This is a genomic window from Jutongia huaianensis, assembly GCF_014384985.1.
Lineage (GTDB): Bacteria > Bacillota > Clostridia > Lachnospirales > Lachnospiraceae > Jutongia > Jutongia huaianensis.
Genome location: NZ_JACRSX010000010.1, coordinates 79305 through 105153 on the forward strand (window position 1 = coordinate 79305; position 25849 = coordinate 105153).

At 42.9% G+C, this 25849-nt stretch carries 20 protein-coding genes and 3 pseudogenes; 17 read left to right on the forward strand and 6 right to left on the reverse strand.

The window, feature by feature from the left end; translation table 11 throughout:
• The first annotated feature begins 131 nt into the window (after positions 1-131).
• Positions 132-1064, forward strand: coding sequence for a magnesium transporter CorA family protein (locus tag H8704_RS08510; protein WP_118676595.1), 933 nt, complete (start codon positions 132-134; stop codon positions 1062-1064).
• Here the strand turns inward: H8704_RS08510 and H8704_RS08515 are convergent.
• Both H8704_RS08515 and H8704_RS08520 read right to left on the reverse strand, forming a co-directional pair.
• On the reverse strand, positions 1059-2372 hold the full coding sequence (locus tag H8704_RS08515; protein WP_330605901.1) for an amidohydrolase: 1314 nt from the start codon (positions 2370-2372) through the stop codon (positions 1059-1061). The genes H8704_RS08510 and H8704_RS08515 overlap by 6 nt on opposite strands.
• Positions 2373-2435: 63 nt before the next feature.
• Positions 2436-3284: a purine-nucleoside phosphorylase gene (locus H8704_RS08520; RefSeq protein WP_249297965.1), complete on the reverse strand. Its 849-nt coding sequence runs from the start codon at positions 3282-3284 to the stop codon at positions 2436-2438.
• Positions 3285-3512: 228 nt separating this feature from the next.
• On the opposite strand from H8704_RS08520, the gene H8704_RS08525 reads away from it, so the two are divergent.
• Positions 3513-5459, forward strand: coding sequence for a diguanylate cyclase (locus H8704_RS08525; RefSeq protein ID WP_249297966.1), 1947 nt, complete (start codon positions 3513-3515; stop codon positions 5457-5459).
• Positions 5460-5490: 31 nt separating this feature from the next.
• Here the strand turns inward: H8704_RS08525 and H8704_RS08530 are convergent, their stop codons facing one another.
• Positions 5491-7413 (reverse strand): ABC-F family ATP-binding cassette domain-containing protein, encoded by a 1923-nt coding sequence (locus H8704_RS08530; protein WP_249297967.1) that lies wholly within the window; start codon positions 7411-7413, stop codon positions 5491-5493.
• Positions 7414-7568: 155 nt separating this feature from the next.
• Between H8704_RS08530 and H8704_RS08535 the strand changes: the two genes are divergently transcribed.
• The 3 genes from H8704_RS08535 (at position 7569) to folK (ending at position 11954) form a co-directional block, all read left to right on the forward strand.
• Positions 7569-10070, forward strand: coding sequence for a homocysteine S-methyltransferase family protein (locus H8704_RS08535; RefSeq protein WP_249297968.1), 2502 nt, complete (start codon positions 7569-7571; stop codon positions 10068-10070).
• 61 nt (positions 10071-10131) lie between these two features.
• The gene (locus H8704_RS08540; RefSeq protein ID WP_249297969.1) at positions 10132-11094 is read left to right on the forward strand and encodes a glycosyltransferase family 2 protein; all 963 of its coding nucleotides are present in this window, start codon (positions 10132-10134) and stop codon (positions 11092-11094) included.
• Positions 11095-11102: 8 nt separating this feature from the next.
• Complete coding sequence (folK, locus tag H8704_RS08545) at positions 11103-11954, forward strand: 2-amino-4-hydroxy-6-hydroxymethyldihydropteridine diphosphokinase (protein WP_249297970.1); 852 nt, start codon at positions 11103-11105, stop codon at positions 11952-11954.
• Positions 11955-11984: 30 nt separating this feature from the next.
• Here the strand turns inward: folK and H8704_RS08550 are convergent, their stop codons facing one another.
• The gene (locus tag H8704_RS08550) at positions 11985-13022 is read right to left on the reverse strand and encodes a DUF5050 domain-containing protein (RefSeq protein ID WP_249297971.1); all 1038 of its coding nucleotides are present in this window, start codon (positions 13020-13022) and stop codon (positions 11985-11987) included.
• Between the two features lie 172 nt (positions 13023-13194).
• Here H8704_RS08550 and H8704_RS08555 point away from each other — a divergent pair, with 172 nt between their 5' ends.
• The 4 genes from H8704_RS08555 (at position 13195) to H8704_RS14600 (ending at position 17970) form a co-directional block, all read left to right on the forward strand.
• Positions 13195-14712: a sialate O-acetylesterase gene (locus H8704_RS08555; protein ID WP_118676453.1), complete on the forward strand. Its 1518-nt coding sequence runs from the start codon at positions 13195-13197 to the stop codon at positions 14710-14712.
• Between the two features lie 99 nt (positions 14713-14811).
• Positions 14812-15297, forward strand: a complete 486-nt coding sequence (greA, locus tag H8704_RS08560; protein ID WP_118676451.1) for a transcription elongation factor GreA — start codon at positions 14812-14814, stop codon at positions 15295-15297.
• A 23-nt stretch (positions 15298-15320) separates the two neighbouring features.
• Positions 15321-17261, forward strand: a complete 1941-nt coding sequence (gene lysS, locus H8704_RS08565) for a lysine--tRNA ligase (protein WP_118676449.1) — start codon at positions 15321-15323, stop codon at positions 17259-17261.
• A gap of 448 nt (positions 17262-17709) precedes the next feature.
• Positions 17710-17970 carry a Y-family DNA polymerase gene (locus H8704_RS14600; RefSeq protein WP_456298673.1) on the forward strand — a complete coding sequence of 87 codons (261 nt, stop codon included), beginning with the start codon at positions 17710-17712 and terminating at the stop codon, positions 17968-17970.
• Here H8704_RS14600 and H8704_RS08575 read toward each other — a convergent pair.
• Positions 17851-18669: pseudogene (locus tag H8704_RS08575) on the reverse strand (tyrosine-type recombinase/integrase); the annotation flags it as partial. The gene H8704_RS14600 and the pseudogene H8704_RS08575 sit on opposite strands and share 120 nt — an antisense overlap.
• A 23-nt stretch (positions 18670-18692) precedes the next feature.
• Between H8704_RS08575 and pglZ the strand changes: the two are divergent.
• From pglZ to H8704_RS08610, 7 genes and pseudogenes are all read left to right on the forward strand, one after another.
• Positions 18693-21197, forward strand: a pseudogene (gene pglZ / locus H8704_RS14265) (BREX-1 system phosphatase PglZ type A); the annotation flags it as partial.
• Positions 21198-21536: 339 nt separating this feature from the next.
• Positions 21537-22139, forward strand: coding sequence for a Type 1 glutamine amidotransferase-like domain-containing protein (locus H8704_RS08585; protein ID WP_055271744.1), 603 nt, complete (start codon positions 21537-21539; stop codon positions 22137-22139).
• A 54-nt stretch (positions 22140-22193) separates the two neighbouring features.
• Complete coding sequence (locus H8704_RS08590; RefSeq protein ID WP_456298672.1) at positions 22194-22526, forward strand: ClbS/DfsB family four-helix bundle protein; 333 nt, start codon at positions 22194-22196, stop codon at positions 22524-22526.
• The gene (locus H8704_RS08595) at positions 22502-22918 is read left to right on the forward strand and encodes a YjdF family protein (RefSeq protein ID WP_118676437.1); all 417 of its coding nucleotides are present in this window, start codon (positions 22502-22504) and stop codon (positions 22916-22918) included. The genes H8704_RS08590 and H8704_RS08595 overlap by 25 nt, the downstream gene beginning before the upstream one ends.
• A 97-nt stretch (positions 22919-23015) precedes the next feature.
• Positions 23016-23489, forward strand: a complete 474-nt coding sequence (locus tag H8704_RS08600) for a GNAT family N-acetyltransferase (protein WP_118676435.1) — start codon at positions 23016-23018, stop codon at positions 23487-23489.
• 61 nt (positions 23490-23550) lie between these two features.
• On the forward strand, positions 23551-23886 hold the full coding sequence (locus H8704_RS08605) for a DUF3784 domain-containing protein (protein ID WP_021982867.1): 336 nt from the start codon (positions 23551-23553) through the stop codon (positions 23884-23886).
• 28 nt (positions 23887-23914) lie between these two features.
• Positions 23915-24061: a hypothetical protein gene (locus H8704_RS08610; protein WP_249297972.1), complete on the forward strand. Its 147-nt coding sequence runs from the start codon at positions 23915-23917 to the stop codon at positions 24059-24061.
• Between the two features lie 106 nt (positions 24062-24167).
• Here the strand turns inward: H8704_RS08610 and H8704_RS08615 are convergent, their stop codons facing one another.
• On the reverse strand, positions 24168-24521 hold the full coding sequence (locus H8704_RS08615) for a cupin domain-containing protein (protein WP_118676431.1): 354 nt from the start codon (positions 24519-24521) through the stop codon (positions 24168-24170).
• A gap of 58 nt (positions 24522-24579) precedes the next feature.
• Between H8704_RS08615 and H8704_RS08620 the strand changes: the two are divergent.
• Positions 24580-25572, forward strand: a pseudogene (locus H8704_RS08620) (phospholipase D-like domain-containing protein); the annotation flags it as partial.
• Between the last annotated feature and the right edge of the window lie 277 nt (positions 25573-25849).

Here is a 25849-nt window from a genome sequence, read left to right on the forward strand (position 1 = left end):
AAGTATGTAAAGCATTTGTTTTCCCGTAAGTTGAGGGTTGTCGAATATGAAAGAAAAATGTTATACTGTTTATACAGATAATTTGACTTGTATATGGGGTTTGATAGAAACTATAGATTGGTGTGATTGGATTGGTTAAGATATATCGTACAGATGATAGAAAAATCCACGAAGAGGATGAATTGACAGAGGGAGTCTGGGTGCAGATGGTCAATCCTTCGGAGGGAGAGGGCGAGGAATATGCCAGAAAGCTTGATGTAGATATTTCAGATCTGCTGGCGGCGTTGGATGAAGAGGAGAGCTCCCGTATCGAACTGGAGGATGGCTATACGCTGATCTTGGTGGATATTCCAACGACGGAGATCCGTATGGATAAGGAAGCATATACCACAATTCCTCTGGGTATTATATTGACACAGGACGCGATTATTACAGTCTGCACGGAAGATACACCGGTGCTGCAGTCCTTTGTCCTGGGGAGAGTTAAGGAGTTTAGTACCAAGAAAAGACTTCGTTTTGTATATCAGATATTGTTCCGGATTGCCACGTTATATCAGAGTGCACTGCGGATCATTGACAAAAAGAGAACAGAGATTGAGGAACGAATTGATGGAGATACCGAGGATATCGATCTGATCGATCTTCACGCATTGGAGTCCACACTTGTATACTTTGCAACCTCCCTGAGGGCAAATGCAGTGGTTCTGGATCGACTGACACGATATAAGAGATTGGAGCAGTATCCGGAGGATAAAGAGCTTTTGGATGATATTATCGTGGAGAACCAGCAGGCGATCGAGATGACAGGTATTTATCGTGATATTATCAATGGAACCAGAGAACTTTTGTCTTCAGTGATCGATAACCGGCTGAATAATGTCATGAAGTATCTGACAGCCATTACATTGGTGATGGCTGTGCCAACGATCATATCCGGTTTTTTCGGTATGAATGTAAGCGTTCCGCTGGCACAGACAGCACATGCTTTTTCAATTATTTCGGTTGCCACGGTATTGATCTGTGTTGTGCTTTTTGTTATATTCAAAAAAAATCGAATGTTATGACCGGGAGATACGGTGGATAGTTTCGTTTACTTTGGCGGAGATCCGTTCAGGATCTTCGCCTATTTTGTATATGCCATTTTCATACAAAATATTGCCGGCAATCATAGTCATTAAAACATTTTGCTTGCTGCCGCTGTAAACGATGTTTTTCGATACATCGTTTACCGGCTGCATATTTGGCTGGTGAATATCCAGCATGATGAGATCTGCCTGTTTGCCGGGAGCAAGGCAGTCACAGTCCGGCAGACACATTGCCGGGGCTCCGTTTGATGCTGCCATACGAAGTACGATATTGGCATCCATGGCAGAAGCGTTCTGCTCTGTGACCTTTTGTAAAGCTGTGGTCAAAAACATCTCCCGGAACATATCCAGACAGTTATTGCTGGCAGGACCATCAGTACCGATCGCCAGAGAGATTCCTTTGTCAAGCATATGGGTCAGTGGGGCAATTCCGCTGGCAAGCTTGAGATTTGAGGATGGGTTTGTGACAGCCCATAAGCCCTTTTCTTTATAAATATCCAGATCCTCTTCGGTCATATGAACACAATGAAAGCCGCCTCCGCCATGATCCAGGAGTCCCAGACGCTCCATGTAAACCGTTGGTGTATAACCGGTGCGTTTGACGCAGTCGGAAACCTCATCTGCTGTTTCTGAATTGTGTGTATACACGGGAGCTTTATATTTGTGACTTAGATCTGCAATCCCATGGAGGAGCTCCTCACTTGTAGTATATTCTGCGTGAAATCCAAGCTGGGAAGAGATCAATGGATCATAGTTATTATACCGGAGATAATTTTGTTCCAGTTCCTCTACACTGCTTACAAAATTGTTGACGCTTCCACAGAGAACGGTCCGGTAGCAGGAATCCACAGAGGCCCTGACAATAGCGTCCGTTTTTTGGTACATATCAAAATTAGCAGTGATGCCGCTGGTCAGGTACTCCATGATCGCGAGGCGGGAGCACCAATAGATATCTTCCGATGTCAGCAGGGCTTCCAGAGGAAACACCTTATCATAGAGCCAGTTCTGAAGCGGAAGATCGTCAGCGTAGGAGCGCAGAAAGGTCATGCCGGAGTGGGTATGTGCATTTTTAAAGCCGGGCATAATAATATTGCCATCTGCATCAATTTCCCGATCCCAGTCTGCAGAAGGAGCGAATCGGGGATCTCCCACATAAGTGATCTTGTCATTACAGATATGGATCTCGCCATGTATGACAGGAAGCTCTGAAGATCCATCTGATGTGTCCTTTGTCATGGAAAGGATACGGGCATGGTGGATTCGTATATTGTTTGATTGTTTTTCCATAAGGCACCTTCTCTCTGTTAATTCATTATCGGTATCGAATATGACAAAATGTTTACTTTTATGTTATTTCTTATTGAGTGAAGCTGAGATATCAATGATACACCCGGTGACAAGCTTTTCAAAAAGAGGTGCAGCCTTGTCTGCCATTTCCTGCACTTCAGCGTGATTCAGAGGCTGCTCAGAAATGCCACAGGCGAGATTGGAAATGCATGAAATACCACAGATCTGCATACCCATATGGTTTGCAGCCACTGCTTCGCAGGCGGTGCTCATACCAACGGCATCGGCACCGAGAGCCTTGCACATCTGTACCTCTGCCGGAGATTCATAGTTTGGTCCGGTAAGCTGGATATATACTCCCTCATGCAATGGGATTTCCAGATGACCGGCTGTACGGCGGATCACATGGCGGAGCTTCTGATCATAGATATCACTCATATCAGGAAAACGAACTCCAAGCTCGTCAATATTTGGTCCGATCAGTGGGGAAGGGACAAAGCTGGAGATCTGATCCCGGATCAGCATAAAATTTCCGGCGTGAAAGTTTTTGTTAATCCCTCCGGCGGCATTGGTCAGAAAAAGAACCTTTGCACCCATTAATTTCATCAGTCGGATCGGAAGCACTACATCGCTGATGGGATAGCCTTCATAATAGTGAACACGCCCCTGCATACAGACCACGGGAACATTCTCCACATAACCGAAAATATACCGTCCCTGATGACCGGGTACGGTAGAAACCGGGAAACCGTCGATATCGTGATAATCCAGGGTTGCTTCAATCTTTATTTTGGAAGCATAATTTCCGAGGCCGGAACCCAGAACCAGAGCGATTTCCGGAGTGAAATTGATCTTCTTTTGAAAACAATCATAGCATTTCATAAGTTTATCGTAGATACTATTCATAATCATCACCATTCCTTTCCTGAATCTGTCCCCAAAATGGTATAGATGGACAAATTATGTCAGGGTAAAACATCCTGAAATTTTATTGCAATATATTTATATTGTACCCGTTGGCAGCAGAAAAGTAAATGCCTGTATCATAGCAGAAATACGGCAGATTCGTTGACATTGTAAAACAAAAGATATATAATTCTTTTTATACGAAAGCTTTTGTTTGGGAAGGGATAGAAAGAAATGACTGATACCAAAAAGAGAAAAAATATTGTGGTATATCTTCCACAGGTATATGCAGAGTATATTTCGGAATTGCGTCATTCCATCGAGAGAGTGGGGAAAGAACGAGGATATCGTCTGCTGTTTTTTACCTGCTTTGGAGATAATAGTAATATAGGCATCGAGGAAGCAACCAATATTCGATATGATGAGGGAGAGCGGAGTGTTTTTCGTCTGGCAGATCCTGATGCGGCAGATGGTGTACTGCTCTTATATGATGCATTTGCAAGATCGCAGTATGCAGAGATCAATAATCTGATCAAAAATCGTTATGATTGTCCCGTTATTAATTTTCGGACTCCTATGGAAATAGAGCTTGATAATGTACACAACATCTATGTAGATGATAGAGAGGCTTTTGCGGAAATGATCCGTCATTTCATCGAAAAGCATCATTGCACGAAGGTAGATCTTGTAACCGGTCCCCAGGACAATCCGCATTCTATGTTCCGGCTGGATATTTATAAAGAGGTCCTGGAGCAGAATGGTCTGCCGGTGGAGAAGGAACGGATCCATTGGGGAAATTTTTGGAAAAACTGTGGTCAGGGGATTGTAGAGGAGATTCTTTCTTCCGGAAAGGAGCTTCCGGAGGCGATTGTCTGTGCCAATGATTATATGGCAATTTCAGTGATCAGTGCATTGAAAATGCATGGGATCAAGGTGCCGGAGCAGATTATGGTGTCCGGTTATGATGATGTGACAGAGGGACGTTTTTGTGAACCGTCCATTACGACGATCCGTCAGCCGATGCGTCAGATGGGAGAGACGGCCATTGATATTCTGGAACGGATCTGGAATGGAGAAGAGGTTCCCTGTGATACATATCTGCCGGAGGAGATTGTGTTTCGCCAGTCCTGTGGCTGTGGTGCAAACGGAGGCGATGAGGGTGGTCAGTATGCCACAAAGCTCAGTACAGAGCTTGATAAGGTATTATATCTGGAGACAGCTGCATCAGCCATGGTTACGATGCTTGCCAATGCAAAGGATCTGGAAGAGTTTACACAGTGTCTTCAGAAGTATGTACTTCGGGAGACCGGTTTTAAGAGTTTTACTCTGTGCCTGGCGGACCATTGGGAGCAGCAGCTTCCGTTACCGGGGATGTCCTATGGTAAGAGCATGTGTATGATAGATATGGTCATGGGAATCTATAAATCCCGTATTCTGGAGCCACAGAGATTCCCAGCGTGTCAGTTGATACCCGGAGTGTTTGTGAAAGACGATGATCCGGTTTATATCATACCGCTTCATTATCTGCAGTATTATATGGGATATGTAGTTTTGCAGATTGATTATGATCTGGTATCTAATGTCAACATCAAATCATGGTTTATTCATCTGGACAGTGCGCTGGAAAACTTCCGTATGAAACAGCGGCTTCATCTGGTGGCAGAGGAGTTAGAGCGTCTTTATATCAGAGATACCCTGACGGGTCTGTATAACCGCCGTGGTCTGGAGAAGTTCGGTGAAAAGATGTGTGAGGACTGTGTCCGTAATAACGAACAGTTTATGATTATGGAGATTGATATGGATGGCTTGAAGCAGGTCAATGACCAGTATGGCCATGAGGAAGGAGATGTCTGCATTACCACGATTGCCAATGCCATGATGTATGCGGCAAAGGATCGGGAAATCTGTATCCGTTCCGGTGGTGATGAGTATGTGGTGATTGGTAAAAATTATTCCGATGAAAAGGTGGAGATGTATATAAAGCGTTTTCAGGAGTTTATTGACAGTGCCAATGAATCCTTAAACAAACCATATAAGATTGGTGCAAGTCTTGGATATTATATGGGAGTGCCGGATGGAAAACGGACCGTAGAAAATTATTTGAGAATTGCAGATGATAAAATGTATGAAAATAAAAAAAGAAGAAAGGCAAAATCTTATCCCGGAGTGGAGATCCGGTGATCACCATTCCGGGGAGAATCGCAGAGTTTATTTAATTCTCTGCGAGATTTTCCCATTCTTCCATAAGGACAAGGAGGCGCTCGTCATTGGCTTCCTTTTCGGATGCGAGTTTCTGGAGAAGTGCGATATCTGTCCCATTTTTGGGATCGGATAACTGTTCTCCCAGAGACTCGTTTTTTTCTTCCAGTTCTGCAATTTCTTTTTCGACCTTATTCAGTGCGTTCTGTTTTTTGCGAAGACGTGCCTGTTCCTCCTTCTGTTGCTGCCAGGTAAGTTTAGAGTCGGAGGCAGTATCCGCCGGCTGGCCGGCTGTGTCGATGACCGGGGCGGTCAGTTGTGCCAGTTCGTTGGCTTCCTTTTTCTCAAGGTAATAATCATAATTACCGATGTAATTAACAAGCTGCTTCTGGGTCAGATCCAGGATACGGGTTGCGGTACGGTTAATAAAATACCGGTCGTGGGAAACATATAAAACAGTCCCTTCGAAATGGTTGACTGCGCGTTCCAGAATTTCTTTGGAATCAATATCCAGGTGGTTGGTCGGCTCGTCCAGGATCAGAAAATTGGCATCAGAGAGCATCAGCTTGGCAAGGGAAACACGTCCGCGTTCACCGCCGCTGAGTTTGGAAATCTGTTTGAAAACATCATCCTCCGTAAAAAGAAATGCGGCAAGGATATTGCGGATCTCTGTATTGGTCATAGTCGGGTAATCATCCTGCAGCTCTTCAAAGATCGTTTTTTCTCCGTGGAGTACCTGATGTGCCTGATCGTAGTAGCCGATGTCTACATTTGTTCCGAGCCGGACGGTACCGCCATCAGCATCTACCAGATTGTTGATGATCTTCAGGATCGTCGTTTTGCCGGAGCCGTTATCGCCAATGATGGCAACACGTTCCCCGCGCTTTAAATCGAAACTGATGTCCGTAAAAAGGGTCTCGGTGTCAAAAGATTTGCTTAAGTGCTCGATTGAAAGGACATCATTACCACTCTGGATCCTTGGAGAGAACAGCAGGTTCATACGGGTATTTTCTTCTACCGGCTTTTCCAGACGTTCTATTTTATCTAACTGTTTCTCGCGGCTTTCCGCACGCTTGATGGATTTTTCCCGGTTAAAGGATTTTAATTTGGCAATGACTGCTTCCTGATGTTTGATTTCCGCCTGCTGGTTCATATACTGCTTCATCTGGGTATCTAACATTGCCTGTTTCTTCTCGGAAAACTGGCTGTAGTTGCCCTGATAAACGGTTGCCTTATGCTGGCGGATCTCCACTACCTTTGTAACGATCTTATCCAGAAAATACCGGTCATGTGCCACGATGATCACGGCACCACGGTAGCCGGACAGATAATTCTCCAGCCAGTGGATTGCTTTCATATCCAGATGGTTGGTCGGCTCATCCAAAATGATCAGATCCGGTGAGGTGAGAAGCATTTTACCGAGAGCTACACGGGTGCGTTCACCGCCGGAAAGGGCAGAAACCGGTTTGGAAAACTCCTCCTCGGTAAAACCAAGACCTTTCAGGACGCCGATCAGCTCACTGTGGTAGGTGTATCCTCCGGCAAGTTCAAAACGATGGCGAAGATTGTCTGCCTTTTGGATCAGTTTTTCCAGCTCCGCACCTTCGGCGTGGTTCATCAGCTCTGTGGTATCATTGAGTTCCTGTTCTAAAGCGATGACGTCCTTTTTGGCATCCTGCATCTCTTCCAGAATAGATTTGGCGGAATCAATGTCCTGATTTTGCGCCAGATATCCGATCACGGCATCCTTCTGTATGATGATCTCGCCGCTATCTGCTTCGTATTCGCCCATGAGTATTTTTAACAGGGTAGATTTGCCGGAGCCGTTGATTCCGACGATGGCTGTTTTTTCCTGTTCATTTATGTGAAAAGAGATATCATCAAGGATGGTATTGCCATCAAAAGACTTGTTGATATGATTGCATTGTAAGATCATAATAAAAATCCTCCGTTGTTCTTTCATCTGTACCAGTATATATGAAAATGAAAAAAAAGAAAATAGCAAATGCTTATTCTTGAACCATATGGGGGATATGTGGTACTATGAAAACGCTAAAAAATACTTGTAACGAGAAAGGTGAAGAAATATATATGACGAGAAAAGAATTTCAGGAGTTTATCGCAAAAGGAAAAATGATCCTGGATGGAGCCACAGGCTCAAACCTTCAGAAACGCGGAATGCCCACGGGAGTATGTCCGGAGGAGTGGATTCTGGAGCATCCGGATGTGCTGGTGGGACTCCAGAGAGAATATATAGAGGCGGGATCTGACGTGCTGTATGCTCCGACCTTTTCTGGCAACCGGATTAAGCTGGAGGAGTATGGTCTGGCAGATCAGATCGGAGAGATGAACCGGAAGCTGGCTGGTTTGTCCTTTGAGGCGATCCGTCAGGCAGATACGGATCGTCAGGTGCTGGTAGCCGGTGATATCACTATGACCGGACAGCAGTTGTATCCGGTAGGAAATCTGCCCTTCGAAGAGCTGGTAGATATCTATAAAGAACAGATTGGATATCTGGTAGAGGCCGGAGTGGATTTTATCGTGGTGGAGACCATGATGAGTCTGCAGGAGTGCAGGGCGGCAGTACTGGCAGTGAAGGAAGCGTCAGAGCTTCCGGTGATGGTGACACTGACTTTTGCAGAGGATGGAAGAACACTGTTTGGAACAAATCCGGAGACAGCGGCTCTTGTGATGACGGCTATGGGCGTGGATGCCATAGGTGTCAACTGTTCTACGGGACCGGACAAAATGGTGTCTGTGATCGAGAAGATGGGACGGTATACGGCTCTGCCGATCGTTGCCAAACCAAATGCAGGGTTACCTCAGCTTGTAGACGGAGAGACAGTATATGACATGGGACCGGAGACATTTGCGGAGGAGATGTGTGTGCTGGCAGAGGCAGGAGCAGATGTGCTGGGAGGATGTTGCGGAACCACGCCGGAGCATATCGAAAAGCTCGTAAAGCGTCTAGAGGAGAAGGGGATCCGAAAGGCGATGAAATATCCTGAGAGAAAGGGAAAGGTGGTACGCCGTGCCCTTTCCACGGAGAGAAATGTACTTCCAATCGAGTTAGATGGAGCCTTCAAGGTGATCGGTGAGCGTATCAATCCTACCGGAAAGAAAGCGTTACAGGCACAACTGCGGGAGGGCAGCCTGGAGCTTGTAGGGGAGATGGCAGAGGCACAGGTGGAGGCCGGAGCTGCAATTCTGGATGTAAACATGGGAACCAACGGGATTGATGAAAAGGAAATGATGTGGAAGGTCGTCAATGAACTGACCCTTTTAACGGACACACCCCTTTCTATTGATTCCAGTTATGTAGAGGTTATTGAGGCGGCACTTCGGATCTATCCGGGACGTGCCTTGATCAATTCGATCTCTATGGAGCAGGAAAAAATGAGACGACTGCTTCCAATTGCCCAAAAGTATGGCGCGATGTTCATTCTTCTTCCGTTGTCCGATGAAGGACTGCCAAAGGATATTCAGGAGAAAAAGGATATTATCCATACAGTATTAAAGGCCGCGGCAGAATATGGGCTGACACCGGAGGATGTGATCGTGGACGGACTGGTGGCAACCATTGGAGCCAATAAAATGGCAGCAGTGGAGACACTGGAGACGATCCGTTACTGTAAGCACGAGCTTGGTGTTGCGACAGCCTGTGGTCTTTCTAACATTTCCTTTGGTCTGCCGGAGAGAGCCTTTGTTAATAGTAACTTTATGGCAATGGCTATTATGAACGGTCTGACCATGGCGATTGCAAATCCGTCCCAGGATCTGCTGATGCATGCGGTATATGCCTCGGATCTGCTGATGAACAAGCCGGATGCGGATCTGCGCTATATTGAGCGAGTGAATGAGCATAAGCTTACTATGGTAAGTGGTGAGGTGGACAGTCAGAGCCTGAAAACATCGGTAAGCAGTGGCAGCAAGGCCTCCGCAGCTATCCCGGAGGATAAGCAGGGGGATGAGATTTTTGAGGCGGTTGTCAAGGGAAAGAAGCAGCGGGCACAGAAGCTGGTGGAGCAGGCTGTGAAGGATGGAAAGGATCCACAGAAGCTTATAGATGAGAGTCTGATTCCGGGTATTATCCATGTGGGTGAATTATATGAAAAGCAGATTTATTATCTGCCGCAGCTGATCTCCAGTGCCGAAACCATGGAGGCTTCCATTGATTATCTGGAGCCGATCCTTGCCGAAAAGCGTTCCGGGGAATCACTGGGAACCATTGTGATCGCTACCGTAGAGCATGATATTCACGACATTGGTAAAAATCTGGTGGGATTAATGCTGAAGAATTATGGGTATCATGTGGTTGATCTGGGCAAAGATGTACCGGCGGAGACGATCATTGAGGCTGCGATTAAGGAAAAGGCAGACATCATTGGATTGTCTGCATTGATGACCACGACAATGATGGAAATGAAGAAAGTAGTTGATATGGTTCATGAACAGAATCTGTCCTGTAAAGTGCTGATAGGCGGAGCAGTCATCACCCAGAGCTTTGCAGATGAGATCGGTGCAGACGGCTATGGGGAGGATGCCCAGGATACGGTGAATGTCGTGGGAAGATTACTCGGCAGAACAGAATAAAAAGAATCCGTTTGAAAATCATGCCTGTGGTTTCAGGCAGGGAAAGGAATATCAAATTATTATGGAAAAAACAGAGATACCGGTGATTGATGTGATCATACCGGCATACCGGCCGGATGATTCTTTTCATAAGCTGATCCGGCTGTTACTGGAGCAGAGTGTGAAGCCGCATCATATTTATGTGCTGCAGACCATAGAGGACGGAGAACAGGTGCTGCAGCCACTGGATCAGAGGATGTCTGTACATCCGGTTCCGAAAAAGAAATTTGATCATGGTGCCACCAGAGATTATGGAGCGGGACTGGCAGTGAAAGACATTGGTGACGATATATCACAGCATTACATTTTATTTATGACACAGGATGCGGTTCCGGCAGGAACCGAGCTGTTAGAGCGGTTGGTGAAACCCTTTGGTGATGACAGGACTGCTATTACCTATGCCAGACAACTGGCAAGAGAAGAAGCTGATCTGCTGGAACGGCTCACCAGAGTTCACAATTATCCGCCGGAGGATCAGGTAAAGAGTAAGGAGGATCTGGAACGGCTGGGGATCAAGACCTATTTTTGCTCGGATGTATGTGCCATGTACCGCTTAGATCGTTATATGGAACAGGGGGGCTTTGTACATCCCACCATCTTTAATGAAGATATGATCATGGCTTCCCGGATGATCCAGGCGGGATATCAGGTGGTTTACTGTGGCAGCGCCGAGGTGGTTCATTCCCACAATTATAGCTGTATGCAGCAGTTTCACCGTAACTTCGATCTGGGGGTGTCCCAAAAACAGTATAGAGAGGTTTTTGAAAGCATTTCTTCTGAGAAGGAGGGCGCAGGGTATGCCAAAAGCACTCTGCTGTATCTGCTGAAACGGGGAAAGCCGGGAAAGGCATTTTATTTTGCGTTGCAATGTGGATTTAAGCTGATTGGCTATAAGCTTGGTAAAAATTATGATCATCTGCCCCGGAAGATGGTGCTTTGGTGTACTATGACACCGGGATATGTATTGTTTCATCAGGATGAGTAACTCGAAATATGAGAGAAAAGAGGAGAAATGTAGTGGATTGTATCAGGATAAAGAAGCTGGAGGTTTTTGCGAAGCATGGAGTAATGCCGGAGGAAAATGCTCTGGGACAGAAATTTGTAATCTCCATAGAATTGTTTTGTGATGTACGAAAAGCAGGACAGACGGACAATCTGACATATTCCGTAAATTATGCGGAGGTGGCGGAATTTGTTACCAAAAAGACGCAGGAAAATACTTTTCAGTTGATCGAAAGGCTGGCAGAATATCTGGCGCAGGAGATTTTATTACATTATGAAGCAGTGGAAAAGGTTTCAATCGAAGTGGAGAAGCCATGGGCACCGGTACACCTTCCTCTTCAGACGGTTGCGGTATCCGTGACAAGACAGTGGCATACGGCATATCTTAGTATTGGCTCCAATATGGGGGATACAAAAGGACATTTGGATCAGGCAGTGGAGGCTTTGCGGCAGGATTCATGGACACGGGTTGAGAAGGTGTCCTCCTATATTGTGACAGCACCGGTGGGAGGTGTGGAGCAGGATGATTTCCTGAATGGAGCTGTGATGCTGCGGACGCTGCGGACACCGGAGGAGCTTCTGGAACTGATCGGTGAGATTGAAAGGAGCCAGAAGAGAGAGAGGATCATTCATTGGGGACCGCGGACTGTAGATCTGGATATCCTTTTATATGATCAGGAGATCATTCATACAGAGAGTCTGACGGTACCTCATATTGAAATGGCAAATCGGATGTTTGTGCTGGAGCCGATGTGTGAAATTGCACCATATGCAAAAAATCCCCTGAATGGCTGCTGTATGCTGGAAATGAAGCAGCAGATTCAGGGGAGAGAAGATTCTTGAGACGATGCGGTACTGTTTTGACCGGAAAGTCTATTTTCCTTTTTTCGGATGGAAATCTTCAATCTGTTCATTGGAGAGATTCATTACATAGGCGGCACTGCCGTCAAATTCTTCAAAAAACAGATAGTTGTCGATAATATGATAATAATTATAATTTCCGGAGCGAAGTTCTGTCTGCACTCCGGATTTTGTATCCAGAACATATAAGCCGTTGTCCTTGCCGTTATCAACCTGATAATAAACGGTAGCACCGTCGCTGCTGACATTGTAGGTGGCAATGCGGACCTGGGTGAGATGTGTCATTTCCTGCGTGGAAAGATCCAGACGGCACAGAGTATAATCATTATCCATATCCATACAATAAAGAGATCCGTTTACATAGGAAAGTCCGGTGAAATTGCCCTCGTAGACGACACTTGGACTGCCTCCCGATACGGAAAGCTTATGAATATTATGGTCACTGTCCACTCCGGTATAATATATGATGTTATTCGCAATGACCGGAGCTGCACCCTCTTTCAGAAGCATGGTGTCCTTTTTGCCATCAATACCGATACGGAAAAGCTGTAAGCCCTCTTTCTGGTCGTATCGCTGATAATAAATGTGGTTGCCCAGAAGATTCAGTGACTGGGAGGGATCATTATAAAGCTGTTTTAATCCCTGACCGTTGGTATTGATACGGTAAAGTCCTGTGGTGCTGAAGGAAAACAAAGCCTTGGAATCGGCACCCTTCTTATCATTTCTCCGTGTATAAAAAATATAATCACCGGCAGCATTAATATAACTGGTATAATCGTTATAAACCTTTTTTACATGTTTCAGGCTGGTATCCATAGAGTAGAGGGAGTTTTGGTCATAGGGGTTTGCAAAATAAATGGTATCTCCTGATTTTGCAAACAAGCCGCCATTTAACAAATTGGTGCTGGTGTTTCCGGTAGTGCCTTCATCTTTATAGAAATGGACACCGGCATTCCAGCGCAGAAAGCCAAAACATCCGATCAATGCAAGGATTATAAGCGCAAGGATGATCCTGTTTCTGAGACGATGCTGTTCTTTTGATTGATTCATACGATTCCCCCTGTTCTCCGACGACGTAATCATTCAATATATATCATTGAATTATATTTATCATTATAAAGGTTATAAAAAGGAATTGCAATGAGTATGTAAAAAGTTGTATAATAGGTCTAATTGAGAAAAAACATAGATTATGCAATCGGGAATGGAGGAATCGGATACCATGCTTAAATTACCAGCGATATTCAGTGATCATATGATCTTACAGAGAAGAAAACCTGTTGTGATCTGGGGAGAGTCAGATGCTAAGAAGGTGACAGTTACGATACAGGATGCGCGTGTTGTGACCTATGTACAGGACGGCAAATGGCAGTTGTTCCTGCCGCCAATGGAGGCAGGCGGTCCATATGTGCTGACAGTTAAAACCGATGAGGAGGAAGAAAAGGTTTACGAGGACGTAATGTACGGTGAGATCTGGCTTGCCGGCGGACAGTCCAATATGGAACTGGAGCTTCAGAATTCCAAGAATGGAGCTGTTGCTGTGACAGAGGCGCACAATGAGCTTCTTCGTTTTTATTATACCCCAAAGGTTTCTTACCTTTGTGATGAGCTTTATGAGCAGGAGGAGAAAAGCTGCTGGGAGCTTTGCTGTCCGGAGAATGTAGGACGCTGGTCAGCCGTTGGTTATTATTTTGCCAGAAAGCTTGCTGCACAGCTAGATGTTCCGGTGGGAATCATCGGATGTAACTGGGGAGGAACCTCCGCTTCCTGCTGGATGAGCAGAGAGGCTCTGGAAAATGACAAAGTGATCTCTTCTTATGTAGAAGAGTATGACGCCATCGTGGCTGAGCAGGATTTTGACGCATACTGCAAAGAGCGCGAGGAATATATCGTATATCAGGCAGAGTTTGACAAGAATTGCAAGCATTATTATGAGACAACACCAAATCCTACATGGGAAGGTGCATTAGAGGTTTGCGGTGAGAATAAATATCCGGGACCAATGGGACCGCGTTCCGAGTATCGTCCGGCAGGTCTTTACGAGACTATGATCCAGAGGATCGCACCATATACACTGGCCGGTTTCCTGTACTATCAGGGAGAGGAGGACGACAAGAAGCCTAGAAGCTACTATAATCTTCTGACACGTCTGATCCGTCAGTGGAGAGAGGACTGGCATGATGACAAGCTGCCGTTTATGATCGTTCAGCTTCCGATGTTCTCCAATGTGGGAGAGGAGAATTTGACCAACTGGCCGCTGATCCGTGAGGCACAGCACAGAGTATACCGTACGGTGAAAAATACCGGTCTGGCGGTTGTTCTGGATAAGGGGGAGTACAGCAATATCCATCCGGTTGACAAGCAGCCGGTAGGGGAGCGTCTGGCATTGCAGGCAATGTACCACGCTTATGGACTGGACAACGAGGTCCGAGCCTTTGGACCGTTCTATCAGTCCTGCTACACACTGCAGTCCTATATCTGGCTGATCTTCAATCACGTCAGAGACGGCATCATCTGTACCGGTGAGAATCCTCTTGGTTTTGAAGTGGCTGGTCAGGATAAGGTATTTTATCCGGCAGATTCCGTACAGATTCAGGGCAATAAGGTCCGTCTGTTCTCTGCAAATGTAAAAGAGCCTGTTTATGCAAGATATAACTGGAGAAACTATGCAGAGGTCAATATGTTCGGAAAGAATGGTCTGCCAATGGCACCGTTCCGTACCAGCATGAATGATGAATGATAAAAAGAGCCGTTTTCACGCGGTTGACTGAAAGAAGGGATTCGTGTTAGAATAACACGATAGCGTTAAGTTTTATAGTCTTAATTTGGAGGATTTAACATGGCAGAGAAGAAAAACATATTAACCTATGAAGGTTTGAAGGCTCTGGAGGATGAGCTTCAGGATTTAAAGCTGAATAGACGTAAAGAGGTAGCCGCAAAGATCAAAGAGGCTCGTGAGCAGGGTGACTTATCCGAGAATGCAGAGTATGATGCAGCGAAGGATGAGCAGAGAGATATTGAGCTTCGTATTGAGGAGATTGACAAGATCCTGAAAAACGCAGAGGTCGTTGTTGAGGAGGATGTTGACAATGATGCGGTCAATATCGGATGTTCTGTCCGTTTAAAGGATATTGAGTTTGATGAGGAAATGGTTTATAAGATCGTAGGATCTACAGAGGCAGATGTCCTTGGCAATAAGATTTCCAATGAGTCTCCGGTTGGTGTGGCTTTGATCGGATCGAAGGCAGGAGACACCATTGAGGTGGAGACACCAAATGGAGAGGTTGTGAAGTACGAGATTCTGGAGATCCAGAAGTCAAAATAAGATAGAAACGGAGTGATAGAAAAGTGGCACAGCAGAATAAAAAGCCGCAGGCAGAGCAGGATGTCAATGCTTTGTTGAAGGTGCGTCATGAGAAACTTGCAAATTTACAGGAAGCCGGAAAGGATCCTTTTCAGATTACAAAATATGATGTAACCGTACATTCTCAGGATATCAGAGACCGATATGATGAGCTGGAGGGACAGGAGGTTTCTCTGGCAGGCCGTATGATGTTTAAGCGTGTGATGGGAAAAGCATCCTTCTGTAATATTCAGGATCTCAAAGGGAAGATGCAGCTTTATGTTGCAAGAGACGAGATCGGTGAGGAATCCTATGCAGATTTCAAAAAGTATGATATCGGTGATATCCTTGGAGTAAAGGGTAAGGTGTTTAAGACCAAAACAGGCGAGATCTCTGTTCATGCAGAGGAGATCGTTCTTTTGTCCAAGAGTTTACAGATCCTTCCGGAGAAGCATCATGGACTGACGGATACCGATACAAGATATCGTCAGAGATATGTGGATCTGATCATGAATGAGGATGTAAAAGATACCTTTATTAAGCGTTCCAAGGTGATCAGCTGTATCCGGCGTTTCCTGGATGAGCAGGGCTTTATGGAGGTGGAGACACCGATGCTGGTATCCAATGCCGGCGGTGCTGCTGCAAGACCATTTGAGACTCACTTCAATTCCCTGAATGAGGATCTGAAGCTGAGAATATCTCTGGAGCTGTATCTCAAGAGACTGATCGTAGGTGGCATGGAACGTGTTTACGAGATTGGTCGTGTGTTCCGTAATGAGGGACTGGATACCAGACATAATCCGGAGTTCACATTGATGGAGCTTTATCAGGCGTATACAGATTATCACGGTATGATGGATCTTACCGAGAAGCTTTATCGTCACGTTGCCAAGGAAGTGACAGGTTCCGAGATCCTCAAGTATGGTGATCATGAGATGGATCTTTCCAAGCCGTTCGAGAGACTGACGATGGTAGATGCCGTCAAGAAATACGCAGGAGTTGATTTTAACGAGATTCCGGATACTGAGGCAGCAAAGGCTCTGGCAAAGGAAAAAGGCATTGAATTTGAGGAGCGTCATCAGAAGGGGGATATCCTGAACCTGTTCTTTGAGGAGTATGTAGAGGATCATCTGATCCAGCCTACCTTTATTATGGATCACCCAATTGAGATATCTCCACTGACAAAAAAGAAGCCGGACAATCCGGATTATGTAGAACGTTTTGAGTTCTTTATGAATGGATGGGAGATGGCAAATGCTTATTCCGAGTTGAATGATCCGATTGATCAGAGGGCTCGTTTTGAGGCACAGGAGAAGGCTCTGGCTGCCGGAGATGATGAGGCAGAGCATACGGACGAGGATTTCCTGAATGCACTTAGCATTGGTATGCCTCCGACAGGTGGCATTGGATTTGGTATCGACCGTATGGTAATGATGATGACAAATTCACCGGCGATCAGAGATGTATTACTCTTCCCGACGATGAAGAGCCTGGATTCTGACAAGAAAGCATCCAAGTCTTCCAAGGCAGTTTCTGCAGAGGCAGATAAGCCGGCAGAGAAGATTGACTTCTCCAATGTAAAGATTGAGCCTTTATTTGAGGAAGAAGTAGATTTCGAAACCTTCAGCAAGTCTGATTTCAGAGCGGTAAAGGTTAAGGAATGTGTTGCTGTACCAAAGTCAAAGAAGTTATTACAGTTTACGCTGGATGATGGAACAGGCACAGACCGCACGATCCTCAGTGGTATCCATGCTTATTATGAGCCTGAGGAGCTTGTTGGCAAGACATTGATCGCAATCACCAATCTGCCACCGAGAAAGATGATGGGAATTGATTCCTGTGGTATGCTGCTTTCTGCAGTAAATAATCTTAAAGATTCAGAGGATGAAGAACTTCATCTTCTTATGGTTGATAACCACATTCCAGCAGGTGCAAAGCTCTACTAAAAACGTGATGTACCTTATTGGTGGAAATTCGTAAAATTACAAAAATACGCCAATTTTACGCCAAACGATGTAGAGAATGAGCAGATTTGATGCTTATGGAAGTGGCGATATGATATAATAACCTCACTGGTAGAAATACTGGTGAGGTTTTTTATTGAATGCGTAATAAAAGGTGCTACTTCGTAATCAGAAAAGAAGGTGTAATATGAGAGAACAATTGTTGCTGCTGATGATAAATTAAATTTACAAATAAGATTTTCGTCAGAAATAAAATATTACGAAACTGAAAGATAATGACAGTAAAATTCAAAGAAGGTTGAAATACGCCTTCTTTTTTTGTACCCATTTTTAAGGAGGTGGTATCAAAAAGTGTACATTTAGGAACTAGATAAAAACGATTGGTAAACAGTACCAAAAAGTAGGGACTTCCTGTTATGGGAGTGTGGAGATGTTACATCGTCCGCAGATGAGGAATGTGCCGATGGCAGTAGGCGGTGATCCACAGGCAAGACATGGAATCGTATTGACAGCGAATTATCTGGCGAAGTGGCAGGGAGTGAAGACTGGTATGGCACTCTGGCAGGCAAGACAGGTTTACTTTCTTTCGCTTGGTAGGTCCGATGATGTTTTTGTGCTTGACACCATCATAGCGGATACTTCTTTTGATCGTCAGGAATTGTTCATCAAGGTTGATATCCTGCCAGGTTAATCCGCATACCTCACCGATACGAAGTCCTGCATAATAAGCTATCTGGATTGGAAGGATGGCAGGTGGATTTTTTTCTTCGAGATATTTGATCAGTCTTTCATAGTCAGCATGTGAGATTGGCTGAACGCCTTCCTCGATATCCTCATCGGAAAATAGATCCACATCCTCCGCCTGCTTTTTTAGTTTAATATACTGCATCGGATTAAAAGTGATCAACTGTTTTGGAAATACTGCAAACCGGAAAGCCTGCTGTAATACTGCTGAAAAGGAATGAACGTAATCTTTGCTGTAACCCTTTCGTGTCTTTCCATCAGGAAATCTGCCACCGAATGTAAGCAGATCTAGAAATGACTGTAAATGCTCAGCGGTAACAGTTTTTAATTTGCGGTTTGCAATCGGATGCTTTTTGATACAACGGATCGCACCAAGATAATTTTCTACTGTACCATTGCTGAGTGTTCCAACTTTCAATTCTTCTTCTGCCCACATATCAAGCAGTTCTCCAACAGTAATGTTTTCCGACGTTGCAATGAATTTCTTGCTTTCGTAATCCTCCATTGCCTTACGGAGCAGTTTTTCCGTTTCGCTTTTGCTTTCGGTTCCGGCATATTCTTTCTGAACCAGATTGCCGCTTGCATCCTCTACATAGAAGCGGTAGTACCATTTCTTTCCTTTTTTTCTTACAGATCCTTTTGCCATAATCGTATGTCTCCTTTCGATATTCGACAAACTATCTGGTTTACAGTCCATTAGCATATGACCGCCCAGATGATAACTGGCTTCTAGATGTGGAGCTTTACAGTGAAGAGTTCCGGGCAGATTTGATTTCCATTTGGATGGATGAGATGGGGCTTGTATCGAATCCGGCCATGCGGAAGCAGGTCAAGAATTATCGTGCCTATTTCAATGCAAAAGATCGTCGCTTGAAAGTTAGCACACAGAATAAGGTGCCGACAACCCCGGCGCAGCTACACAAGGCTGTTATGGCAGCAATATGTGGATTGAAAGATGCACAGCCGGATATGATTATTCGCAGCACGTTCCGTGCAGGATTGGATTTGAACAACAATACAATTTATCAGGATTTCATAAAATATCATGCAGACAGTGCTTTCTGGGCGATGGTTCGCCAGGGCTGCGGATTTACAGAGGAAGAACCAGACCTTGGACGGCTGGCAATTCATTTGTTGTTGACCGCTGCTACCCGTACCATGCGGCAGGAGTATCTTGCAGGACTGGATAGTTTTATTTCCATGCCGCATCAGGCATATTGTTATGATTTTATTTCTGAATGGCTTCATAGTGAGGATGTGGGGCAGCTATACGATGTGGCACGGTATGTTGAGGAGGAAGCGCATCTCCATCAGCGTTTTGAAAAGTTGTCTGTGGATGACCTGGCAGGAACCGAGTGTTTCCCGTGTATCAACGAAGTGATTCTGATCAAGATTATGACGGAGATTAGTGACCAGATCATTGATGTAGATACCATAACTTCCACGGTCGAAAAACGCAGAACATGCGCATGGTATGAGTCGTTTGAGAATTTCTATGACGGTATTTTACAAGTGGCGAATATGCAGAGTTTTTTTAAGGAACATTCTGCTGGATTTCACACTGCAGAAGCAAAAGGCATCTGGAAAGAGTATACGGAAAATTACTATCAGATGGATACCTATTACCGTTTGTTCCATCTGAGTTTCCAAAAGAGTCTGGAGACTTCCAATATTCTGCTGGATGATTTATTCAAGCACGTTGTCGATAAAGTGGAAGGGCTCTATACTCATTGGTTCTTAGGTGAGCTGGGGAATAACTGGTCGGATGTGTGTGCGGATGAAATGGCAACTTTCGGTAAGGTTTTGGAAGTGCCGCAGCAGGAAGAATTTTATCGTTCCCGTATTAAAACTTCGGATACTAAGATATTTGTGATTATTTCGGATGCGATGCGGTATGAAGTGGCAGCTGCGATGGCAGATCAGCTTCAGAGAGAAACACAGAGCAAGGTTTCCATTAGTAGTATGCAGAGCATCTTTCCTTCTATCACAAAGTTCGGTATGGCAGCATTGCTGCCGCACAAAGAACTAACAGTAGAGGTTCGGAATGATATTTTGACAGTTTTGGCGGATGGTCAGTCTACGGCAAGCACTTACCGGGATACATCTTTTGAACGAATTAGTGATGTACCTGAGTTTCAGAGCTGGATTCAAGAAATAAAATTGGAATTGCAGGAAATTTATGACAGAACTCACGATACTTTTGTTTGGGAGACTGTAAATTTGTGCGGCAAGCCTCTGGATGGTTTTACGGAGAAAAAATATTTTATTGAGCTTGTTGGAAAACTTCAGGCTATTAGAAAACACATTGATAAATACTATCCAGAAGAAAAAGAAGTACTCGAACTGTCACAATTACAGGGAGGTGTATTTGAAGTGAAAAAGAAGCCGCTTATTTTCATAAGTCATTCTTCTAAGAATAAAGCTCACGTTGCGAAAATTGCTGAATTACTGCGCTCAATCAATTTAAGCCCTCGCAGAGATATTTTTTGTAGTTCTCTTCCAGGATATGGAATACCAAACGGAGCTAATATATTTGACTTTTTAAGAGAACAATTCCTGAACTATGACTTACATATTATTTTCGTGCACTCACCAGAATATTATGAGAGTGCAGTGAGTTTGAATGAGATGGGGGCTGCATGGGTGTTGAAATCTAATGCAACTTCACTTCTTCTCCCAGGTTTTGATTTTTCTGGAATGAAAGGTGTGATTGGCAGCGACAGCATTGCTATTAAGTTGGATGGGGATCAGTCAGAAGTAAAAGATCGTTTAAATCAGTTAAGACGGGAATTAGAAGCAGAATTTAATATCCCGGATAACGAGGATATTATTTGGGAAGATGCAAGAGACAAGTTTATCCGTGAAATAAATGATCCGACTTTAGAAAAAAAGGACAATACCACTCCTGCATCAGTAACAATTACAGAAGAAATGAAGCAACTCCTTAGAAAAGTAGCAGCCGTACCAGAAGGGCAGATATTGATAGGTTTTAGTTTGGAATTAGGTACATATATCCAGATTGGCGGCGAAGTAGTGGCAAAGGAATATCCAGATAGACGACAATATGCTATTTGGGATGAAGCGTTGAACGCATGTTTGCATGCTAATTATATTGAAAGAAAAAGCGATGCAATTTATGTAATAACGAATGCAGGTTACAAAGTGGTTGAATAGCAAATGACACGACAAGAAGTATTTAACTGATACAAATAACAATATGGTACAGAACTGGACAAAATCAGAAAATCAGAAGCATTCCAATCAGTTCACCATGTCACTTTTATTTCGTGTTATAATGTGTTATCAGAAAATTTTGCCCTTGCATTTGCCCTTATCAGAGTTCGTAAACACCGATGGGACGATATAACACAAGGGAAACAATAAGGGAAAGCTCACCTGTTACAAATTTAGTGTTTTCAAGGGTTTGTGAGAAATTTAATAACAAAATATAACAGTTATAAAATCGCTTAAAACAGGTGAAATCTCAATCGAAATTTATAAAGGAGAATATTGATGAAACTATTTTTATGTTCGCACTTTTCAAGTGTGGGAAGTCTGATAAAGGAAGAAATTGAAAATAAGAAAGTCGCATTTATTCCAACAGCTTCACTGCGTGAAGGCTACACCGGTTATGTCGGCTCGGCTCGAAAATTATTCAAAAAGTTGGGAGCAATCGTAACTGAAATTGATATTTCAACGGAGGCTTATTCAACGATACAGTCTGTTTTTGAAGAAGCAGATGTGATATATTTTACCGGCGGAAATTCTTTCTTTCTTATGGACCAGCTCCGTAAAACGGGAACTGATGGGCTACTGAAAAAGGAATTGGCAAATGGAAAATTGATGATCGGCGAGTCGGCAGGCGCAATTATATGCGCTCCAAGCATCCAATATATCGAGCAAATGGATGAAAAGCCAGAGGACTACTCACAAGAAGATGATGCAGGGCTTGATTTGATTGATTTCTATGTTCTTCCGCATTATCTTACAGCACCATTTAAGAAAGTTACCGAGAAAATAATGACTGAGTTTTCGGATTTGAATCTATGCCCGATTAACAACCGTCAGGGAATTGTAATTGATGGTGAAGGTTCAAAGGTTATTTGCAAAGACTAATTTGAAAATTCCTGTTTTTGAAACTGGAAAATCGGAAGCTGAGGAGATAGACTATTGAGAACATATGAGAATAAAGACGAGCTTAAAAACGAGATAAATAAAAGCTTTGCAAAATATATTTCAGAATTTAATGATATTCCGGAGCATTTAAAAGATAAGAGAATTGATGAGATCGATCGAACTCCGGCAGAAAATCTTGCTTATCAGGTTGGCTGGACAACTCTTGTTATTAAATGGGAATCAGACGAAAGAAAGGGTATTCCTGTTAAAACTCCTTCGGATAATTATAAGTGGAATCAGCTTGGCGAATTATATCAATGGTTCACAGATACATATGCTCAGCTGTCACTGCAAGAATTCTTATGGACAAAGCAAGTGGAAAACTGACGGTATATTTTGAAGAACCATTTTGGGTAGGTGTATTTGAACGTATTGAAGATGGTAAACTATTTGTGGCGAAGGTAACATTTGGTGCAGAACCAAAGGATTACGAAGTGCAGGAATATATTCAAAAATACTATTTTAGTTTGAAATTCAGTCCGGCTGTTGAAACTGTTGTAAAGGATATAAAAAGAAATCCAAAGCGTATGCAACGAGAAGCAAAAAAGCAGACGATGGAAACAGGCATCGGCACAAAATCGCAGCAGGCATTAAAATTACAACAGGAACAGAACAATCAGGAGCGTAAAGAGAGAAGCCGCAAGAAAAAAGAGGCTAAAGAACAGCGAATGTTTGAGTTGAAACAGCAAAAGAAAAGAGAAAAGCATAAGGGACATTAAAGTCCCTTGGGCTTTTGCACAATTCGATATTTAACGGAGGAATCATTATGTGTGGAATGACAACTGATTTATAAATAAAAATAAATCGGAGGTTTATATGAATTATTCAATAAGAGAATTAAAACGAGATGAAAATAAGATATTAGATACTTTTTTATACGAGGCAATTTTTATTCCTGAAGGTGTTCCAGCACCGTCCAAAGATATCATTAACAAACCAGATTTGCAGGTATATGTAAAGGACTTTGGTGAGAACAAGGGAGACTTATGTTTGGTTGCTCAAGTTGCGGATGAGATTGTTGGTGCTGTATGGGTTCGGATTATGAATGATTACGGTCATATAGATAATGAAACACCGTCTTTTGCGATTTCACTTCTTAAAGAGTATAGAAACTATGGTATCGGAACAGAATTAATGAAACAGATGCTAATGAAATTAAAACTAGAAGGATATAAACAAGCATCATTAGCTGTTCAAAAGATGAATTATGCTGTCCGTATGTATAGGAAGGTAGGATTTGAAATCGTTGATGAAAATGATGAAGAATATATTATGATTTGTAATTTATAGGAACTTTCAACTTCCGGTTTTTGAAACTGAGAAATCGGAGTTTGAAGCGGAGGTATGTATTATGAATATAGGATTTTGGTCGTGTATAATTTTGGTAATACCATTTCTGATTATAGGTGTGTTATTTGCGATTTTTAAGGAAAAAGCAGCAAAATTTGTTTCAGGATTTAATTCATTTTCTAAAGAAGAACAGGCATTGTATGATAAAGCTCATATCTCTCGTGATATAAGAAATCAGTGCTTTATGTGGGCTATTATAATGTTGGCAGGAGCATTATTATCCTGCTTTTTAACCCCATATATAGCTATACCAACCTATATTATTTGGTTAGTTCTGTTTTTTAGAGAAGTCCACTTTGATAATCATAAAGCGTTTGAAAAATATTTATTAAAGTAAATTCAAGTTTGTAACGAAGGTATTTGCGATGAAAGGAATTAAGATTGAGTTATTGGGGATTGCAATAATACCTTTAGGAATTGCTGTGACAACAAATAATTTTTGGGGATATGTCCTAGGTGTTCTTGGATTTGGCGTCGCTGTAGTTTACTGTTTTCTAAAAGATAATCACTGATAACTTCTTGTTTGAAAAATTGAGAAAACGTAATATTGAACAAAAAAGAAATGCACAGTTCTTAGCTTATCGTGAACTGTGCATTTTTTTAAATAAATACTTTTAATTAGCCGATTACGGCATCCTCTGCTGTAAAATGTTCCAGAGAATTTTCTTTTACCTGAATGCAGATATAAGTAATTCCAGAAATATCGGATGCAAAAAACTGACGCTTTGCAGCAGGTGCGATTTTTAGCCAGTCTCCAGTTGAAAGGCTAATTTCTTCTCCATCAATTATGGCTTTGCCGTTACCTGAAAGAATTCCATAGATTTCTTCATTTTCTTTATGAGAATGAACAAATGGGACATTTACTCCTGCAGGTAGTTCGTTTAAACTGATTTCTGCACCTGTTAAAGACAACTTTTCATGCAGCTCAATTCGGTTTTCCTTTCCAATAGTTGTTTTTGTGTAATTTGCCATAATAATACCTCCATAGTTAATTTGTAGTTTCTGGTTGCTTGGTATTAGTATAGTGTGAGACACATGGCATAAGATTCAAGATGTTCTGGAAGAGCGAGTAAAAGCAGGTGTGGAAGTTAGAGTATTCTACGATGATATGGGTTCTATAGGCTTTATTAACACAGATTTTGTGAAAAAGATGGAGGCAATAGGAATTCATTGCCGTGTATTCAATCCGTTTATGCCAGGTTTAAATCTGTTTTTGAACAATCGTGATCATAGAAAAATAACAGTTATTGATGGAAAAGTCGGATTTACAGGTGGATATAATCTAGCAAACGAATATTTTAATTACACACACCCGTATGGACAGTGGAAAGATACAGGTATTCGTTTAGAAGGAGATGCTGTTCAGTCGCTTACGGTGACATTTTTGGAAATGTGGAATGCAGTAAGTGCTAAGGATGCTAATGATCCTGATTTTAGTAAATACCTTTTCCACTATGATTATGCGGCACAGCAAACTGGGTTTGTTCAACCTTATGCAGACAGCCCTATGGATAATGAGCAGGTAGGAGAAGAAGTTTATATCAGTATGATAAATAAAGCTGAAAAATATTGTTGGTTTATGACTCCATACCTAATCATAACAGATGAAATGACGCATGCGTTATGTCTGGCTGCTAAGCGAGGGGTAGACGTAAGAATTATCACACCTGGTATCCCTGATAAAAAATTCATTTATAATATAACTCGTTCTTTTTATCATGGATTAGTTAAACATGGTGTTCGTGTTTATGAGTGGACTCCTGGTTTCTGTCATGCAAAAATGAGTGTGGCAGATGACTGTATGGCAACTTGTGGAACAATTAATCTGGATTATCGAAGTTTATATCACCATTTTGAAAACGGCTGTTTTATGGCAGATTGTCAGGCAGTTGTGGAAATAAAAAATGATCTGATAAGGACGATGGGAGAATGTCGTGATGTGACAGACCAATATCAAACCGGACGAAGTGCATATTTGCGACTGGGACAATTATTTATGAGATTATTTGCTGGATTGCTATAAGAATCTGATGAAACGACCTTTCAAAAAACAGTTGATTTAGAAATTAACTGTTTTTGAAAGGCCGTTTTTGCTATATCTAACAGTCTGTTGTACAAAGAAGATTTTGCATGGATAAAAAAACAAACCTTGTTGAGGTTAAATTGAGTTTTCCATTGTATTGTATTGCTAATGAATAAGAATAAGAAAAAGAACAGACAATGCTGAATGCTCTGGAAACAAGAATATCTGAGTATAGTATGTAAGTTCGTAACAGAATGAAAGGAGCGATTCAAATGAG